The organism is Kangiella geojedonensis (genome assembly GCF_000981765.1).
In the GTDB taxonomy this organism is placed as follows: domain Bacteria; phylum Pseudomonadota; class Gammaproteobacteria; order Enterobacterales; family Kangiellaceae; genus Kangiella; species Kangiella geojedonensis.
Map to the genome: position 1 here is coordinate 1,548,007 of NZ_CP010975.1, position 17,949 is coordinate 1,565,955.

Annotated in this window: 15 protein-coding genes and 1 tRNA gene; 10 read left to right on the plus strand and 6 right to left on the minus strand. The window is 45.0% G+C overall.

Annotation, left to right across the window (positions count from 1 at the left end; genetic code table 11):
• Positions 1–28: 28 nt before the first annotated feature.
• Positions 29–2,101: a methionine--tRNA ligase gene (gene metG / locus TQ33_RS06920; protein WP_046561406.1), complete on the plus strand. Its 2,073-nt coding sequence runs from the start codon at positions 29–31 to the stop codon at positions 2,099–2,101.
• Positions 2,102–2,148: 47 nt separating this feature from the next.
• Positions 2,149–2,667, plus strand: coding sequence for a signal peptidase II (locus tag TQ33_RS06925; RefSeq protein ID WP_046561407.1), 519 nt, complete (start codon positions 2,149–2,151; stop codon positions 2,665–2,667).
• Positions 2,668–2,670: 3 nt separating this feature from the next.
• On the opposite strand, the gene ggt is transcribed toward TQ33_RS06925, so the two are convergent.
• A complete protein-coding gene (gene ggt, locus TQ33_RS06930) occupies positions 2,671–4,395 on the minus strand; it encodes a gamma-glutamyltransferase (protein ID WP_052735232.1) in 1,725 nt (574 codons plus the stop codon).
• A gap of 214 nt (positions 4,396–4,609) precedes the next feature.
• Between ggt and rsxA the strand changes: the two genes are divergently transcribed.
• The 8 genes from rsxA (at position 4,610) to TQ33_RS06970 (ending at position 12,549) form a co-directional block, all read left to right on the plus strand.
• Positions 4,610–5,191 (plus strand): electron transport complex subunit RsxA, encoded by a 582-nt coding sequence (gene rsxA, locus TQ33_RS06935; RefSeq protein WP_046561408.1) that lies wholly within the window; start codon positions 4,610–4,612, stop codon positions 5,189–5,191.
• Between the two features lie 7 nt (positions 5,192–5,198).
• A complete protein-coding gene (gene rsxB / locus TQ33_RS06940) occupies positions 5,199–5,765 on the plus strand; it encodes an electron transport complex subunit RsxB (protein WP_046561409.1) in 567 nt (188 codons plus the stop codon).
• Positions 5,765–7,381, plus strand: coding sequence for an electron transport complex subunit RsxC (rsxC, locus tag TQ33_RS06945; protein ID WP_046561410.1), 1,617 nt, complete (start codon positions 5,765–5,767; stop codon positions 7,379–7,381). The genes rsxB and rsxC overlap by 1 nt, the downstream gene beginning before the upstream one ends.
• Positions 7,381–8,457: an electron transport complex subunit RsxD gene (gene rsxD / locus TQ33_RS06950; RefSeq protein WP_046561411.1), complete on the plus strand. Its 1,077-nt coding sequence runs from the start codon at positions 7,381–7,383 to the stop codon at positions 8,455–8,457. Before rsxC ends, rsxD begins: the two co-directional genes overlap by 1 nt.
• Positions 8,457–9,116: an electron transport complex subunit RsxG gene (gene rsxG / locus TQ33_RS06955; protein WP_052735233.1), complete on the plus strand. Its 660-nt coding sequence runs from the start codon at positions 8,457–8,459 to the stop codon at positions 9,114–9,116. Before rsxD ends, rsxG begins: the two co-directional genes overlap by 1 nt.
• On the plus strand, positions 9,113–9,814 hold the full coding sequence (locus TQ33_RS06960) for an electron transport complex subunit E (protein ID WP_046561412.1): 702 nt from the start codon (positions 9,113–9,115) through the stop codon (positions 9,812–9,814). The genes rsxG and TQ33_RS06960 overlap by 4 nt, the downstream gene beginning before the upstream one ends.
• On the plus strand, positions 9,807–10,442 hold the full coding sequence (nth, locus tag TQ33_RS06965) for an endonuclease III (RefSeq protein ID WP_046561413.1): 636 nt from the start codon (positions 9,807–9,809) through the stop codon (positions 10,440–10,442). Before TQ33_RS06960 ends, nth begins: the two co-directional genes overlap by 8 nt.
• A 214-nt stretch (positions 10,443–10,656) precedes the next feature.
• Positions 10,657–12,549 carry a M6 family metalloprotease domain-containing protein gene (locus TQ33_RS06970; RefSeq protein ID WP_046561414.1) on the plus strand — a complete coding sequence of 631 codons (1,893 nt, stop codon included), beginning with the start codon at positions 10,657–10,659 and terminating at the stop codon, positions 12,547–12,549.
• 413 nt (positions 12,550–12,962) lie between these two features.
• On the opposite strand, the gene TQ33_RS06975 is transcribed toward TQ33_RS06970, so the two are convergent.
• The 5 genes from TQ33_RS06975 to cysD form a co-directional block, all read right to left on the minus strand.
• Positions 12,963–13,039, minus strand: a tRNA-Val gene (locus tag TQ33_RS06975).
• 71 nt (positions 13,040–13,110) lie between these two features.
• On the minus strand, positions 13,111–13,710 hold the full coding sequence (gene cysC / locus TQ33_RS06980; RefSeq protein ID WP_046561415.1) for an adenylyl-sulfate kinase: 600 nt from the start codon (positions 13,708–13,710) through the stop codon (positions 13,111–13,113).
• A gap of 22 nt (positions 13,711–13,732) precedes the next feature.
• Positions 13,733–15,481, minus strand: a complete 1,749-nt coding sequence (locus tag TQ33_RS06985; protein ID WP_046561416.1) for an SLC13 family permease — start codon at positions 15,479–15,481, stop codon at positions 13,733–13,735.
• Between the two features lie 3 nt (positions 15,482–15,484).
• A complete protein-coding gene (cysN, locus tag TQ33_RS06990; RefSeq protein ID WP_046561417.1) occupies positions 15,485–16,903 on the minus strand; it encodes a sulfate adenylyltransferase subunit CysN in 1,419 nt (472 codons plus the stop codon).
• Complete coding sequence (gene cysD, locus TQ33_RS06995; protein WP_046561418.1) at positions 16,903–17,808, minus strand: sulfate adenylyltransferase subunit CysD; 906 nt, start codon at positions 17,806–17,808, stop codon at positions 16,903–16,905. The genes cysN and cysD overlap by 1 nt, the downstream gene beginning before the upstream one ends.
• Positions 17,809–17,949: the final 141 nt, after the last annotated feature.

Here is a 17,949-nt window from a genome sequence, read left to right on the forward strand (position 1 = left end):
AACCGATTGAATCGACGAAGTATTGTTCATGACTGCTGAAAACCAACAAAAGCAACGAAAAATTTTAGTCACAAGCGCCCTGCCGTACGCTAATGGTGATATCCATATCGGGCACTTACTTGAATACGTACAAACTGATATTTGGGTGCGTTTTCAAAAGTCTCGTGGTCACCAGTGTATCTATGTTTGCGCTGATGACACTCACGGCACGCCAGTCATGCTTCGTGCGCAAAAAGAAGGCAAAACGCCTGAAGAATTCATTCAAGAAAGTCATGCAGCACACGAAAAAGACTTCGCTGATGCGTTGGTCGGTTTTGATAACTACTACACGACACACAGCGAGGAGTCGAAAGAGCTGACTCAAGATATCTACCTCAAACTCAAAGAAAAAGGTCATATCAGCTCAAAAACGATTAATCAGCTGTACGATCCTGAAAAGAATATGTTTCTGCCGGATCGCTTTGTTCAAGGTACTTGCCCTAAGTGTGATGCGGAAGATCAATACGGTGATAACTGCGACAACTGTGGTGCTACCTATACTCCAGCTGAGCTTAAGAATCCTAAATCAGCGGTTTCTGGCGCAACACCCATCACTAAAGAGTCAGAGCACTTTTTCTTTGACCTAAAAGAGTTCGAAGGCTTTCTACGCGAGTGGTTAAGCACTGGCACGCGCGAAGGCGTACCACACGTTCAAGCCGAAGTTCAGAACAAAATGAACGAATGGCTAGACGATCTTCGTAAATGGGACATATCACGTGACGCACCTTACTTTGGCTGGGAAATCCCTGGCGAAGAAGGCAAGTACTTCTACGTCTGGCTGGATGCACCAATCGGCTACATGGCGAGCTTCAAGAATCTTTGCAGCAAGCGTGATGACCTTAACTTTGAAGACTTTTGGGGCAAAGATAGTGATGCTGAGGTCTACCACTTCATCGGTAAAGACATCATTTATTTCCATACGCTATTCTGGCCTTCGGTCCTGAATGGCGCGGGCTACCGCACGCCAAGCGCGGTATGGGCGCACGGCTTTGTGACCGTTAACGGCAACAAAATGTCGAAATCGAAAGGCACCTTTATTAAAGCCAGAACCTACTTAGAACACTTCCGTCCCGAGTTCTTGCGTTATTATTACGCGGCCAAGCTCTCGAGCCGTATTGATGACTTCGATTTAAACCTCGAGGATTTCGTACAGCGCGTTAACTCTGACTTAGTCGGTAAGCTGGTCAATATCGCGAGCCGTTGCGCAGGCTTTATTACCAAGCAATTCGATGGCACTTTAAGTAATGACATTATTGAACCTGAGTTATTAAGTGAATTTACTGGTGCATCGGAAGAACTTGCTCAGCACTATGAAAACCGTGAGTTTGGCCGTGCCATAAAACACATCATGTCATTAGCTGACAAAGCCAACGCTTACATCGCTAACGAAGAGCCTTGGAAACTGGCTAAGAATGACGATACCAAAGAGCGTGCGCATCAAGTATGCAGTCTAGGCATCAATATGTTTAAAGTCCTAGCGACTTATTTGGCACCAGTATTGCCAGAGCTCGCAGACAAGGTACAAGACTTCTTGAAAGTTGATAGTCTGGACTGGGCAAGTGCACAAAATGTGCTCACAGGCCACGAAATCAATAAATTCAAACCGATGATGCAGCGCATCGACATGAAACAGGTTGAAGCCATGATTGAAGATTCTAAAGAAGATTTACAAGAAGAGGCCCAACTTGATGAAAATCAGGCTGACGAGCCTCAGCTGGACGATCCAATCAAAGATGAAATTGAATTTGGCGACTTTGATAAGATTGACTTAAGAATTGCCAAAATCGCCAAAGCGGAACACGTAGAAGGCGCTGATAAACTATTAAAACTTCAGTTAGACTTAGGCAAAGGCGTTACCAAGCAAGTGTTCGCGGGCATAAAATCCGCTTATAACCCTGAAGATTTAGAAGGCAAGCTAACCGTGATGGTGGCGAACCTAGCGCCACGCAAAATGCGCTTTGGCATGTCAGAGGGCATGGTTTTAGCCGCAGGTCCGGGTGGCAAAGACTTATGGATAATGAATCCGGATGAGGGCGCGCAACCGGGCATGCGCGTCAAGTAATTGACTTATAGTATAAGCCTTAGCGAGAACAGCATAAGAGAATAGCCATGATTAATGATTCTACTCAACCAATGCAGCTAGAAGCTGAAACCGTTATCACGACTTTTGAAAACTACGGTATGGCTTGGGGGCTATATATTGGGTTAACGTTGTTACTCGCGGGCTTGGTTTGGTTTGCATTCCGCAAGCAACATTTCTTGCTAAAGTGGTTTTTCGCCTCTGTGATTTTGGCTGGAGCTTTATGCTTCGGCCATCCCGCAGAAAATGTTGAAACCTACTCCCCTCTTATCCTCAACACCATGGTCGAATTGTTTGATGGCAACACTGAACAATTCATGAGCGACATCAAGTTTATAGTTCTGGTATGGGGAATATTGTTTATTGTAGGTGTTGGCGTTTGGTTACTGGTTCGTTACCTACGCAAGGATAAAGACGACTCTGGTAAAGCTGAAAGGCAGCCACGAAAGCCAGCCAAAGCTAGAAAAGAAAAAGCCTCCAAAGAAACATCGAATAAAGATAAGCCAATGGCGACTCCTGTAGAGCCAACCATCGGCGATGACGTCTAATTATTAATACCCTGTGGCTTCAGCATTAGGCCTTCTCGGATCTGCAGCACCGTAAATATAATCTTCAATCTGTATCGACTGAGTGGCACCGATGGTGCTGCTACGTTTGACTTTGTAGCCCATAGTTTCTAGCAAATCGACGGTATCTTGATTGAGCTCCTTTTCGACAAATAGTACGTCAGGGAGCCATTGATGATGAAAACGTGGCGTATGTGTCGCTGAAGCAATATTCATATCATGGTCAATGACGTTGCTGATAATTTGCAGTACCGCCGTGATAATACGGCTTCCGCCCGGACTTCCCGTTACTAGTTTCAGCTTTCCATCTTTAAACACCATCACTGGCGTCATAGAGCTAAGTGGTCGCTTATTCGGTTCAATAGCGTTTGCCTCACCACCAATCAGTCCATAGCCATTCGGCGTGCCAGGTTTCGCGGAAAAGTCATCCATCTCGTTATTCAAGAGAATACCTGTGCCATCAGCGACTAGGCCAGTCCCGAACGAATAGTTTAGTGTGTAAGTATTAGAAACCGCATTACCCCACTGATCGACGACGGATATTTGGGTTGTTTCAGGGCTTTCTGACGCAGATGGAACGCCCGGCTGAATATCAGTTGACGGAGTTACTTTATCAAGACTGATCTTCTTGGCAATTTTACTTCCGTATTCTTTGCTGGTTAACCATTCGACAGGAACATCGTAAAAGTCGCTGTCGCCTAAATGCTTACTTCGATCGGCATACGCATACTTCATGCTTTCAGCCATTAAGTGAATCGTTTTAGCGGTATTTGAGCCCAGCTCAGCCAATGGGAAGTGCTCCAACACATTGAGCATTTGGACAATATGCACACCGCCTGAGCTCGGCAGAGGCATGGCGACAATATCATGATCACGATATCGCCCTCGGATTACCTCACGGATGCTCGGTTGATAACTCATCAAGTCTTGCTGAGTAATAATCCCACCATGCTTTTCCATAGCCGCAACTAACTTTTCGCCAACCTCGCCTTGATAAAAAGCTTTCGCACCATGTTGCTGGATCTGTTTTAAAGACCAAGCAAGATCAGGCTGCGTGAAGCGCTCACCAAGTTTATAGGTTGAACCATCACTCTTGTAAAACACTTGCTTAGTCGCTTCCGCTTGACTTAAGTGAGTTCTCCGCCTTTCGAGCTTCGAAGCCAAGTCCCAGTTCATAACAAAACCATCTTCAGCCAGTCGAATCGCAGGCTCCACCAGATCTTTCCATGGTAATTTGCCATACTTTTTATGCGCTAATTCAAAACCAGCTACTGTTCCTGGAACGCCGACTGATAAATAACTAAAGCGAGCCTTTTGACGATCGACATTACCATCAGAATCTAAATACATATCCTTGTGGGCATTAGCTGGCGCTTTTTCACGATAATCGATAGCGACAGTTTCACCACTTTCTGCGTCATGGACTAACATAAAGCCACCACCGCCGATATTTCCAGCGACAGGCAACACCACAGCCAAAGCAAAGCCGGAGGCAATAGTCGCATCAACGGCATTCCCGCCTTTTTGCAAGATATCACGGCCAACTCTGCTCGCTAGATATTGACGAGTCACCACCATACCGTTTTGAGCAACCGTTGGGTGATGGCTACTTTGGTAGTCAATAATACTAGGTAAACTACTATCCGCGACGGCTTGAGAGCTTAGAGCAACAAAGATAGTGCTGGTTAGTGTGAGTAATAACTTCTTCATAAACAAATACAGGAATTCAGCGTTTGCATTAGTCTAACCATCCAGACTTCAAAATTCACCCTCATTATCTGGATTATGCTTATTCATTTTGTTAATAAGGATCGGACAAACAGTTGCGGTTGTTTCAAGCGACGCTATCTAGCATAATATAAGGACTTTTGAGACCTACTTAGATTTTGCAAAAAGTCTAGCAAAAACAAGGCTTTTACTTTTCATGGGCGATTATTTACTGCTCTTTATTGGTACCGTTTTAGTCAACAATTTTGTGTTGGTAAAGTTTTTAGGACTTTGCCCTTTTATGGGTGTGTCTGGAAAGCTTGAGACGGCTATTGGTATGTCAGTCGCCACCACATTTGTTTTAACGCTGGCCTCTGCCCTGAGCTATATCGTGAACACCTATATTCTCGCGCCTATGGGAATGGAGTATCTGCAAACGCTATCCTTTATTTTGGTGATTGCTGTTATGGTGCAATTAACTGAAATGATCATTCATAAAACCAGTCCGATTCTTTATCGTTTACTGGGCATCTTTTTACCACTGATTACCACCAACTGCGCAGTATTAGGCGTTGCTTTATTAAACATTAATGAGCAGCACAACTTTGTGCAGTCTGTAGTCTATGGTTTTGGTGCCGCCGTCGGCTTTTCTTTAGTCTTAGTTTTGTTCGCTGCCATGCGCGAACGATTGGCCGCAGCGGACGTGCCGGTACCGTTTAAAGGCGCATCGATAGCCATGATTACCGCTGGCCTAATGTCATTAGCCTTTATGGGCTTCTCTGGCTTGGTCAAACTGTAGGCTCCTTATGGACTTAATTACCGCTGTCATTATTCTTGCAGTGCTTGGCCTGGTGTTTGGTGGGATGCTTGGTTTCGCCTCGATTAAATTTAAGGTCGAAGGCGATCCAATTGTTGAGCAAATTGATGAAATTCTACCCCAAACTCAATGCGGCCAATGTGGCTATCCGGGCTGTAAACCTTACGCTGAAGCGATTGCTAACGGCGATGAAATTAATAAGTGTCCACCAGGCGGTGAAGCTGGCGTCAAAGCGTTAGCAGACTTATTGGGACGCGAAGTCATTCCTTTGGATGAAGAACGTGGCGAGGAGAAGCCTCCTAGTGTTGCTTACATTCGCGAAGACGAGTGCATTGGTTGCACTAAATGCATTCAGGCCTGTCCCGTCGACGCAATTCTTGGCGCACCCAAATTAATGCACACCGTCATTATCGACGAGTGTACCGGTTGTGATTTGTGTGTAGAGCCCTGCCCTGTAGACTGCATTGATATGGTTGAGCTGCCTCAGACGATTTCAAGTTGGAAGTGGCAACAACCCGATCAAATGATCCCAGTTAAAGAATTAGAGGCGAGCTAATGGAACGATCGAGTTTTGTCTCAGAAATACCGATTTATGCTATTCCGGGAGGCATTCACCCAGAAGAACATAAAACACGCTCCAATCAAGCTGACATACGCCGCTTACCTTTAGCTGAAGAGTTAGTGATCAACCTAAAAGGTCAAGCTGGCAACCGCTCAATTCCTGTAGTTCAAGTTGGTGACAAGGTGCTTAAAGGTCAGGTTATCGCTGAATGTGACGGCATTTTCAGTGCCTATCAGCATGCGCCTACCTCTGGTGAAATCATCGCGATAGAAAATCGCACTATTGCACACCCTTCAGGCTTAGATGATCTTTGCATCGTGCTTAAACCTGATGGTGACGATCAATGGTGCGAGTTAGCGCCCTCGTCCAACATTGAGGAAATGGATCGTGAAGCGGTACTGGCGCAAATCTTTGAAAAAGGCATTGTTGGCCTTGGTGGCGCTTCATTTCCAAGCCATATCAAACTCAAGCAACACGAGGGGATTCACACGCTCATCATCAACGCAGCTGAGTGCGAACCCTATATTACCTGCGACGATAAACTGCTACAGGAACATGCGCACGACGTCCTTCTCGGTGCAGAAATAATCAGTAAGCTGTATCACGATATCGACATCATCGTCGGCATTGAAGATAACAAACCGCAGGCGATAGACGCGGTCCTGCAAGCCCGCGAGGGACTTGAGTTAAATAATATCAAGCTAGGCGTGGTTCCGACCAAATACCCGAGTGGCGGCGAGAAACAGTTAATTCAACTGCTCACGGGCAAAGAAGTCCCTCATGGCAAGTTGCCTGCGGACTTAGGCCTTGTGATGCATAACGTTGGTACCTGCTATGCCATTCATCAAGCACTGACGGAAGGTAAGCCATTAGTCGAGCGATTAGTCACGTTAACCGGCGATAATTGCAAGAATCCGGGAAACTACTGGCTACCTTTTGGCACACCGGTTAAGCACCTCGTTCAAGCGACAGGCTCAGAGAATCCCAAGCGATTAATCATGGGCGGTCCAATGATGGGCTACCAGCTGCCTAGCGCCGACGTTGGTATTGTTAAAGCGACTAACTGTATCATCATGTCGGCAGAAGGCGAGCTTGGTTTGGATCAGACAGCCCTGCCCTGCATTCGTTGCGGTGCTTGTATGGATGCTTGTCCTGCATCACTTTTGCCCCAGCAGCTGTACTGGCATGCTCAAGCGGATGAATTCGACAAAGCCGAAGAGTATGACTTGTTTGACTGCATCGAGTGTGGTGCCTGCGCGTATGTCTGCCCAAGCCATATTCCTTTGGTACAACACTATCGTTATGCGAAGTCGACTATCCGCAATAACCGCGTGGAAAAAATCAAAGCCGAGAAAGCACGTGAACGTTATGAAGCTAGACAGGAGCGGCTTGAGCGTGTGAAGCGAGAAAAAGCAGAACGCCACCGCAAAGCAGCTGAAGCTCGTAAAAAAGCCGCGGAAGAAGCGGGAAAAAAGGATGCTAAAAAAGCGGCAGTACAAGCGGCACTTGCCCGCGTTAAAGCAAAGAAAGAAGCACAGCAGTCTACCCCAAACGAAGCTGACCCTGACCAGAGCCAAGCTGACGACAATAACTCAGAAGGAAATAACTAATGGCTTTACTGTCATCGCCGTTTGCTAAAAAAACAAACTCCGTCACTCAAATGATGTTGTGGGTGATTGGCGCGACAGTGCCTGGCTTACTGGTTATGATTTATTTCTTCGGCTTTGGCGTGTTGGTTAACCTCTTAATTGCGTGCACAACAGCCATAGTGACCGAAGCATTGGTACTCAAATTACGTCAACGCCCCATTGCACCGATTCTATGGGATGGTAGTGCTTTAGTGACCGCTTGGTTAATCGCGCTAGCATTACCTCCCCTTCTTCCTTGGTGGATGACGGTCTTGGGCACCGCTTTTGCCATTGTTTTCGCCAAGCATGTCTATGGTGGGCTAGGAAACAATATATTTAATCCAGCCATGGTTGGGTATGTCTTACTACTAATTTCGTTTCCGCTCGAAATGACCACTTGGTTGCCGCCTCAGTCTTTGGCGGAAAATCCAGTCGGGCTGGTTGAAGCTGTTAGTATCATTTTTACGGGCTCAGCGTCGAATGAAGCGACTATTGACCTGCTAAAGCAAGGGGTGGATGGTTACACCATGGCAACGCCACTCGACCATATCAAAACTGAACTGGCTCAAGGCTACCGTATCCCTGAGGCGGAAACAGCACCGATTATCCATGGCCTATCAGGTGTAGGCTGGCAGTGGGTTAACCTTGCATTCCTTGTGGGTGGCATTGCACTGATGGCCAAAAAAGTCATTGGTTGGCAAATCCCTATTGCTGTACTGCTGGGCATGGGCTTAATTTCACTACCGCTATTCTTCGCCAACAGTGACTACTATCTATTCCCGATGTTTCATGGCTTTGCCGGAGCGACCATGCTAGGCGCCTTTTTCATCGCTACCGATCCGGTCACCGCCTCAACCACCCCCAAAGGGCGCTGGATATTCGGTTTAGGTATTGGCGCCATTACCGTACTAATTCGGACCTTCGGTGGCTATCCCGATGCGATTGCTTTTGCCGTATTGCTGATGAACATGGCAGTGCCGATGATTGATTATTACACTAAGCCGCGAACCTATGGGCATGCCGCAAAAAAACGCAAAGCTGACGGAGGAGCACAATAATGCTGAGCAAAGTTATCAGTAAAAACGCTCTCATCCTAGCTGCGTTTGCCGCTGTTTGCGTAGGCTTAATCGCCGTTACCTATTTCATCACGCGCGACACAATCGCCGGCGAGATGAAGGCTGCGCTAGCGCGGACTCTTGACGATCTGGTGCCCGCTGACCAATACAACAACGATGTTCACCACGACTGTACGCTTATTCCTGCTGATTCGGATTTAGGCAATACAAATCCACGCCAAGTCTATCGCATGTTTAACGATAACGTACCCGTCGCTTTAGTGATGGAAACAGTCGCGCCAAATGGCTACAGCGGTAAAATACGCATGGTGTTAGGCGTCTATTACGATGGTACCATTGCCGGTCTCAGAGTGACCGAACACAAAGAAACACCAGGACTCGGCGATAAAGTTGAAGTCAAAAAAAGCGACTGGATTTTAAGTTTCGAAGGAAAGTCACTTAACAACCCACAGATTGAGAAGTGGAAAGTCAAAAAAGACGGCGGCGCCTTCGACGCCTTTACAGGGGCGACAATCACGCCAAGAGCAGTTGTAGGACAAGTCGCGAAAGCCCTAGAATACTTTGGTGACAATAAAGACACCTTATTTAACGCCCCTAAAAACTGTGTTAATCCATCTGGTCAGCCGGTAGAGTCGTCATGAGTGATATCGATAACAAAACCATCATCAAAAACGGCCTTTGGGACAATAACCCTGCCTTGGTTCAGTTGCTTGGTCTCTGCCCACTACTGGCGGTGAGCAATACCTTTATCAATGGCCTAGGCCTTGGCTTAGCCACCTTGTTAGTCCTTGCCGGGTCAAATGCTTCCGTTTCTCTAGTAAGACACTATATTCCCAAAGACATTCGTATCCCTATTTTCGTCATGATGATTGCCAGTTTCGTGACCAATATTGGTTTATTGATGAATGCTTATACCTACGACCTGTATTTAACACTCGGTATCTTCATCCCGTTAATCGTGACCAATTGCGCTATTATTGGCCGAGCAGAGGCTTTTGCTTCAAAAAACAGCTTCTTTCCATCGCTACTTGACGGCATCATGCAGGGACTCGGCTTCACAGCGGTACTCTGCACTTTAGGTGGCTTGCGTGAAATGATTGGTCAAGGCACCCTCTTTTCAGGCGCTGAACAACTTCTCGGTAGTTGGGCAAGTCATTTAGAAATATCTTTCTACCTTACCGATGCTAAGTTTTTATTCGCTATATTGCCACCAGGCGCTTTTGTCGCGCTCGGTATATTGATCGCCATTAAAAACATCATCGACAGTCGAGCTGCAGAAAAAGCAAAACAAAGAACGAATAATCAAAATATCAGTGGGGACATCATCACCAATGAATAAAGCGAAACGCCAAGAGATATTTGAGCGATTACGTGAGCAAAATCCTAACCCGCAAACCGAGCTCGAATACAACTCGACCTTTGAGCTACTAATCGCCGTAATCCTTTCTGCTCAAGCTACCGACGTCGGAGTTAACAAAGCCACGCGCAAGCTTTACCCTGTCGCCAATACGCCAGAAGCCATTTATAAGCTCGGCGAAGAAGGACTAAAGGAGTACATCAAAACCATTGGTTTATTTAACAGCAAAGCTAAAAACGTCATATCCTGCTGTAAAGATCTGATAGAAAAGCACGACTCAGTTGTGCCCGACAACCGTAAAGATCTAGAAGCCTTAGCTGGGGTTGGTCGCAAAACGGCGAATGTTGTTCTCAATACGGCTTTCCGCCAGCCCGCAATGGCGGTCGATACCCATATATTCAGAGTTTCAAACCGTACCAAAATTGCCCCTGGTAAAACGGTTAGAAAAGTTGAAGATGCCCTGCTTAAGTTTGTCCCTAAAGAATTTATACTGGATGCACACCATTGGTTGATTCTCCATGGTCGCTACACCTGCGTTGCCCGTAAGCCTCGCTGCGGCTCCTGTATTATTGAAGATTTGTGTGAATTCAAAGAAAAAACTTCTGATTAACCTGCAAAACTCTCTCACTGCTCCTATCAGATGCTTAATTTTTGATCAATAAGTGATCTTTGCCTCACTTTTGATATACTCGGACGCTGTATGTGAAAAATATCACATAAATTGGCTCCTATTTCTCTGCATACTACGTACGAAGAAGTTAGTAGGCACTTATTATAGAGAAGCGGTCAATTAAGCAATACACACAATTGAAACACAGGAAATCATGATGATAAATAGATTGCTACTAGGGGTAGGCGTTCTAGCATGGAGCACAGGAGCGTTAGCAGGCAAACCTTACATAGAACATGAATATGAATACGTCCAACCTAATGGCGATGTAGTTACAATCTACTTAAATGGCCATGACTACTTTGGCGAACAACACAGCCGAACTGGTGAATTAGTTATTTATGACGAGTCGCTTGGCGGCTTGGCTTATGCAATCGTCAACGAAGACAAAACTGAACTCATTTCTACCGGGGAACTGGTAAGCTCAAGCGACTTTAACCCACAGACAAACCGTTACGTTCGTCGCGGAGGTTTAAGTTCAGGCGAAAAGAAAGAAGGCTCGGAAGAGAATAAAGAAGAAAAGCTGGGCGAAGAAACCGAACAACAACAACTTATCATAAAAACCAGAGAGCAAGCGCTTAAAGAAAGAGCCACCTATGCTAGAGGTAATGTGCAAGGGCTAACCATACTTATACAGTTTCCTGATGAACCCAGTACTTTAACTCAATCCCAAATTGACGAATTCCTGAATGGTCAAAACTATACAGAGTTTGGCAATCGCTCATCGGTAAAAGCCTACTTCGAAGAAGCCTCAAATGGCACATTAAACTACTCCAACACCGTCACGCGTTACTACACGGCTCAGAACAACAAATCTTATTATACCGATGACGATCATAGCTCGACGGTCCGTTCACGTGAATTAATTACAGAAGCATTAAACTGGTTAGAGAATGCAGAAGGCTTTGATTTTTCAACACTGTCTACCGACGCAAATAACCAAATCATGAGCTTAAACGTCTTTTACGCTGGTGATACAGACAGCGCTTGGTCACGAGGCCTATGGCCTCACATGGGCAAGCTAATCCCTGGCTTCTGCGCTGATGGCGTATGTACCGATCGTTACCAGATCCAGAGCATGAGTAATAAGCTTGAATTAGGCCCTATCGTACACGAAACCGCTCACCTACTCTTCCGCTGGCCTGACTTGTACGACTACGATGAGTCCTCATTTGGATCAGTTGCTGACTTTGGTTTGATGGGTTTAGGTGCTGCAAAAACCGACACCAAACACAATCCTGTCGCCCCAAATGGCTACTTCCGGTACTTAGCTGGATGGGTAGATGCAACTGAGCTAAACCCTGACGTTAACCCAGATGCCATTCAAGGACAGCTTAGCCATACATCTGGCGCTAACAATATTTTCCGTTGGTCTAACCCGAATCGACCTGGGGAAGCCTTCTACGTCGAGAATATTCATCAGAGTGGACTGAATGAATTTCAACCGGACTCTGGCCTAGCAATCTGGCATGTAGATCCTGATGGAGAGAATAACAACGAAGCATTGCCGTTTGTACAAATGGAACATGCCGATGGTAATCGGGACCCTGAAAATGCAGCAAATCAAGGGGACAGTACAGATTTATTTGAAGGTGGAAGTTTTGATTACAACGCCCCAGCTACAGGTAGTGGGCAGACTAACTCAATGTGGTCTGATGGCTCAGAGTCAGGACTATATATTCATGGCATCAGCTTAGCTTCTCCAACCATGAGCTTTACCGTTGGCCAAGAGGAAGCGGGAAATACCCAGCCCACGGCAAGTCATCACTTTAGCAACTTCCTCTACCATAACGAGCTAAGGGTCGAGCCACACGGCGGTTGGTTCTACACAGAAGGTGGAACCTTTACCTTTACTCTGGAAGGGCCAAGCACCGCAGACTTTGACCTATACCTACAAGAGTGGAATGGTAGTCAATGGGTCTATGTTGCTGCATCTCAGTCACTAAGCTCGTCTGAGTCGATCCAATATGCGACACAACATGGTTATTATCGCGTGATTGTACATTCATATTACGGCTCTGGTTACTATGATTTAAAAGTGTACTAGATGCACTGACAGACAACTAACGCTAAAGCCCACATCCTGTGGGCTTTTTAGTATCGGGGCAGCTGCTTTAAGGTGACTTTTTTGTATTTGGCAGTCGCAAGTAGATTACTACGGGCTAAAGCCTTTGCCCTAAAGGGCCAGACTAATGTCTGTTCAAAGCGCTGCGCGTTTTGTCAAAACACCTTCGGTGATTCTCATACAGATCTATTAAATACAAAAAAGCCGCGACAAGCGCGGCTTTTTCATATTTGGTAGTCGCGAGTGGATTACTCGGGCTATCCTGCCCTCGCCCTTCGGGCCAGCTTCGCTGTTAAAAATCGCTCCCTGCGATTTTTTCAGAACCACCTCTCGGTGGTTCTCATCACATATATCAGACACAAAAAATGCCGCATAAAGCGGCATTCTTTTGTATCTGGTAGTCGCGAGTGGATTCGAACCACCGACCCCCACCATGTCAAGGTGGTGCTCTAACCAACTGAGCTACGCGACTATTTTGAGTGCGGGAATTCTACCCATAAGTAAGCGGCGTTGCAAGTATAAATTGCTTGTTACCTCGCTACTCTAAATATCAATAAAACCATTATTTTTCAAGTAACTAACCACTTTCTGCGCAAGTTCTTTAATATCCTCTTGGGCAGTTTCTAAGTGAATTTCAGGCGCTTCTGGGTATTCATAGGGTGAATCAAGACCCGTAAAGTTTTTAATCTCACCCGCTCGAGCCTTTTTATACAAGCCTTTTGGGTCTCGTTGTTCACAAATCTCTAGGGGTGTATCTACAAATACTTCTATAAACTGTCCGCTCGGAAGTAAATCCCTCACTTGCTGACGATCAGAACGAAACGGTGATATAAACGCTGACAATACAATCAGACCAGAATCAGCAAAAAGTTTAGCAACCTCTCCTATCCTACGAATATTCTCCACACGGTCATCATCGCTAAACGTTAAATCGTTATTAAGCCCATGTCTAACGTTATCTCCATCTAACAAATAACTATGATTGTTATTGTCGAATAATAATGTCTCAACAGCATTTGCCACAGTCGACTTTCCGGAACCGGATAGCCCAGTGAACCATAAGACACACGGTTTTTGTGATTTTTGATGACAGCGATCATCATGGCTGACCTGGTGTTGGTGCCAAACAATATTTTCGCTCAAAACTACCTCACATCTTTAAATATTAATTAAACGGGAATACTATTGGTATCATAATCAAAGCCACAACTGTGAAACTCAGAGAAACCAACCATCCCGCTTTTGCAAAGTCCGAAAACTTCAAATTTCCCGCATTCATGACCATCAAGTTAGTTTGATAACCAAATGGGCTAATAAAACTTGCCGATGCTCCATAAGCAACCGCCATAACAAAAGGCATATAGCTGACGCCTAAAGACTCCGCTAAACCGTAGGCCATAGGGAACATTAATGCTGCTGCTGCATTGTTCGTAACCACTTCCGTAATAAGCCAAGTTAACAGATAGCACACAATAAACGCCCAATATACGCCAGTATAATCCGTTGCAGACTCGACGGAGAGTAAAGCCTGTACCAGACTGGCCAACAGTTCAGCGGCTCCGACCTGATTAAAGACATCGGCTATCGCTAATGCCGACGCAACAACAAGCCAAATTTCAAACGGTAAGCGACGCCTGACTTCTGTAGGGCTGAGTATCTTAAAAACAAACAGTCCCATCAGGTAAATAAATAACCCCGACAGCAGGGTTAAAATCCCTGTTGCCGCTAAAACGACAATCCCTAAAAAACCAGTTATTGCAGCCACTTCTTGATAAGCTTTTAGGGGCGGGTGTAATTCTTTCTTATCTAGCAGAATAAAATTCCGATCGATATTAGGTCGCTTATAAAAATCCAAACCAATTGCTAAAACCAACTTATCACCGGCTCTAATTTCAGTATTCGCAATAGTACTCGTTAGCCTAGAGCCATTACGCCCGATCGCAACAACAGCGGCATCGAAGTGTGCTCTGAAGCTACTTTGCTTTAATGAGCGACCGATCAAAGTTGAGTTAGGGCTCACAATAACTTCTGTTAAATATTTATCTAACAACCCAGTATTTTCAGCAAAAATACTGATGCCATTAATTGCCGCAAGCTGTTTGGCTTGTGAGACATTCCCGGCAAAAATCAGCTGATCACCAGCTTTAAGCTTTTCATTAGAGTCAGGCATAGAAATAACCTGGTCCTCTCTAACAAGCTCAACGAGAGTTACCCCTGATAAACTCGCAAGCCCAGACTGCTGTATGCTTTGGCCAACGATGACACTATCGGGATCAATATTTGCCTCTAGAAAATAATCTTTGCTGATTTCCTTAGGCAACACTGAGCCACTAATCCAGTAGCTACTAATAATTACTGCAACCCCAGCAACCAATAGAATACTTAACCCTACGGGAAGAAAGTCAAAAAACTCTAAGCTAGGCTGGCCGTAATCAACCAAAAAACTATTCACGATCAAGTTAGTTGAAGTACCGATCAGTGTTAGAGTACCCCCTAAAATAGCAAAGTAAGATAAAGGGATAAGCAGTCTTTTGGACGGGTGAGAGTTATTTTTTCTAACAGCACTCATTAACGAAGCAACAACAGCCGTGTTATTCAATAAGGCTGAACTGAAAGCGACTAGTCCGCCCATACGCAGTAATGTTAACGATTGACTCTTAGCGAATAAGCGTCGACTGATCCAACTAAGTAGCATCGTACGCTCAAGTGCTAGCGAACTAATTAATAACAGCACTAAAGTTAAAACAGCTGGGTTCACCGCATGACTGAACATTCTCTCAGGTTCAACAAAACCAGGAAAATACAATGCTAAGGCGGCTAAAGAAAAAAGCCATGCAGGACGAGCAATATTGACGATAAGCCCACCAAGCATGGCTAGAATCACCGCTACAACATACAGTTGCGCGTAATCCATTAATTAACTCTTTGTAATATCTTTGGCGCCCCAATGAGGGAAGTGTTTGCGAACAAGCTGGTTAAACTCAAGCTCAAACTCGCTATACTCATGAGTAGTTACCTCATCACTAGTATCACTTAAAGCAGCCTCAATCATACCTGCACCAACGGTAACATTGGTTAAGCGATCGATAATGATAAAGGCACCAGTTTTATGATTACTACGGTAATCATCAAACATGACCTTCTCATTCACAGATAAGTCGACGAGACCAATTTCATTCAATTCTAGTTGCCCAGCATCATGTTCAGCCATCGTATTTACATCAATACGGTGATGAATTTCTTCGAACTCACCAGTCGTTAGCTTGCTATTGAACTTAATATAGTACTCTCGATGTGTCGTCAGGGCTGTCTCGTGCATCCAAATAACTTTAGCTCTCATGTGGTTTGAGACATTCGGCAAATTATCTTTCTTAACGATCATATCACCACGACTGATATCAATTTCATCGTTAAGAGTCAAAGTTACAGCCATTGGTGCAGAGGTCTCTTCCAGCTCACCATCAAACGTTACAATCGACTTCACTTTAGCCAGCTTACCTGACGGTAATGCACGAATTGTATCGCCTTTAGCGATAGTTCCAGAAACGATTGTGCCCGCAAAACCTCTAAAATCGAGGTGTGGTCTATTAACGTATTGAACAGGGAATCTAAAGTCGGTCAAATTAATATCACTCGCGATTTCCGTCGTTTCAAGGTAATGCATTAACGGCGAACCACGGAACCACGTCATATTCTCACTTGGATTCACCACATTGTCGCCATCCAGTGCAGAAATAGGCACAAAACGGATATCAGGAATGTCTAAAGAGCCTGCGAGCTCTAAATATTGAGCTTGGATTTCTTTATATCGGTCTTGCGAATAATCAACCAAGTCCATTTTATTAACAGCTACAATGACATGCTTGATGCCTAATAAAGAGCATAAAAAGCTATGTCGACGTGTCTGGGTTTGTACTCCATGTCGAGCATCCACCAAAATAATAGCTAAGTCACATGTCGAAGCGCCTGTCGCCATATTTCGAGTATATTGTTCGTGCCCAGGAGTATCAGCGATAATAAATTTTCGTATATCTGTCGAAAAGTAACGGTAAGCAACATCAATAGTAATGCCCTGCTCGCGCTCAGATTGTAGTCCATCGACCAACAGCGCCAAATCAACTTTATCACCTGTTGTTCCTGACTTTTTGCTATCGGCAGTTACTGCAGCAAGCTGATCTTCAAAGATCATTTTACTATCATGTAGCAAGCGGCCAATTAACGTACTTTTACCATCATCAACGCTACCACAGGTGATAAAACGCAATAAATCTTTGTTTTCATGCTGTTCTAAATAAGCAAGAATGTCGTTTTCAATTAGAGGTGAAGCATGCGACATTAGAAATACCCCTCAATTTTTTTCTTTTCCATTGAGCCAGAACTGTCATGATCAATAACTCGCCCCTGACGCTCGGAGGTCTTGGTCAGTAACATCTCTTGAATAATCGCTGGAAGCGTATCTGCTTCAGATTCAACTGCACCAGTTAATGGGTAACAACCCAGAGTACGGAAGCGAACCTTTTTCATCATAGGCTTCTCACCTTCTTCTAAAGGCATTCTCTCATCGTCAACCATGATTAAGGTGCCGTCTCGCTCAACGACTGGGCGCTCTTTAGCAAAATACAGATCAGGGATTGGAATCTTTTCTAAATAGATATACTGCCAAATATCCAGCTCAGTCCAATTTGACAAAGGAAAAACTCGAATGCTTTCCCCTTTGTGGACTTTACCGTTAAAGATATTCCACAGCTCGGGACGCTGATTTTTAGGATCCCAACGATGTTTCTTATCACGGAATGAGTAAACACGCTCCTTCGCTCGAGTTTTCTCCTCATCACGACGCGCTCCACCAAAGGCCGCATCGAATTGGTACTGATCTAAAGCTTGCTTTAGTCCTTGAGTTTTCATGATATCAGTGTGCGTTGCACTACCATGACTAAAAGGGCCAACATTCATCGCTAGCCCTTCAGGGTTTTGATGAACCAACAGCTCAAAACCGTAGTCTTTCGCCATTTGATCGCGAAAAGCAATCATCTCTTTAAATTTCCACGTTGTATCAACATGAAGTAGAGGAAAAGGCAGTTTTGCAGGCGCAAACGCTTTACGAGCGAGGTGTAGTAGAACAGATGAATCCTTGCCGACAGAGTAAAGCATCACTGGTTTATCGAACTCGGCAATGACCTCACGCATGATTTGGATCGACTCATACTCTAATTGACGCAGATGAGTTAAAGAAATGACCATAATGATTACCCAGCTCCTAAAAGTATAGCTACCACAGTGCCCAGACATCAGGGCACTGAATAATCATTAAAGTATAGGGCGTAGTGTTATTTAGATTAAATAACTAGAATAGATAAGGGTGTGAGGTAAAGAAATATACCC

Bases quoted from the DNA above. Each gene is read 5' to 3' on its own strand.
- rsxB (WP_046561409.1), top strand. From the start codon at position 5,199: ATGGACTTAATTACCGCTGTCATTATTCTTGCAGTGCTTGGCCTGGTG.
- cysN (WP_046561417.1), bottom strand. From the start codon at position 16,903: ATGTCGCATGCTTCACCTCTAATTGAAAACGACATTCTTGCTTATTTA.
- TQ33_RS06970 (WP_046561414.1), top strand. From the start codon at position 10,657: ATGATGATAAATAGATTGCTACTAGGGGTAGGCGTTCTAGCATGGAGC.
- cysD (WP_046561418.1), bottom strand. From the start codon at position 17,808: ATGGTCATTTCTTTAACTCATCTGCGTCAATTAGAGTATGAGTCGATC.
- nth (WP_046561413.1), top strand. From the start codon at position 9,807: ATGAATAAAGCGAAACGCCAAGAGATATTTGAGCGATTACGTGAGCAA.
- metG (WP_046561406.1), top strand. From the start codon at position 29: ATGACTGCTGAAAACCAACAAAAGCAACGAAAAATTTTAGTCACAAGC.
- rsxA (WP_046561408.1), top strand. From the start codon at position 4,610: ATGGGCGATTATTTACTGCTCTTTATTGGTACCGTTTTAGTCAACAAT.
- TQ33_RS06985 (WP_046561416.1), bottom strand. From the start codon at position 15,481: ATGGATTACGCGCAACTGTATGTTGTAGCGGTGATTCTAGCCATGCTT.
- rsxD (WP_046561411.1), top strand. From the start codon at position 7,381: ATGGCTTTACTGTCATCGCCGTTTGCTAAAAAAACAAACTCCGTCACT.
- ggt (WP_052735232.1), bottom strand. From the start codon at position 4,395: ATGAAGAAGTTATTACTCACACTAACCAGCACTATCTTTGTTGCTCTA.
- TQ33_RS06925 (WP_046561407.1), top strand. From the start codon at position 2,149: ATGATTAATGATTCTACTCAACCAATGCAGCTAGAAGCTGAAACCGTT.
- TQ33_RS06960 (WP_046561412.1), top strand. From the start codon at position 9,113: ATGAGTGATATCGATAACAAAACCATCATCAAAAACGGCCTTTGGGAC.
- rsxC (WP_046561410.1), top strand. From the start codon at position 5,765: ATGGAACGATCGAGTTTTGTCTCAGAAATACCGATTTATGCTATTCCG.
- rsxG (WP_052735233.1), top strand. From the start codon at position 8,457: ATGCTGAGCAAAGTTATCAGTAAAAACGCTCTCATCCTAGCTGCGTTT.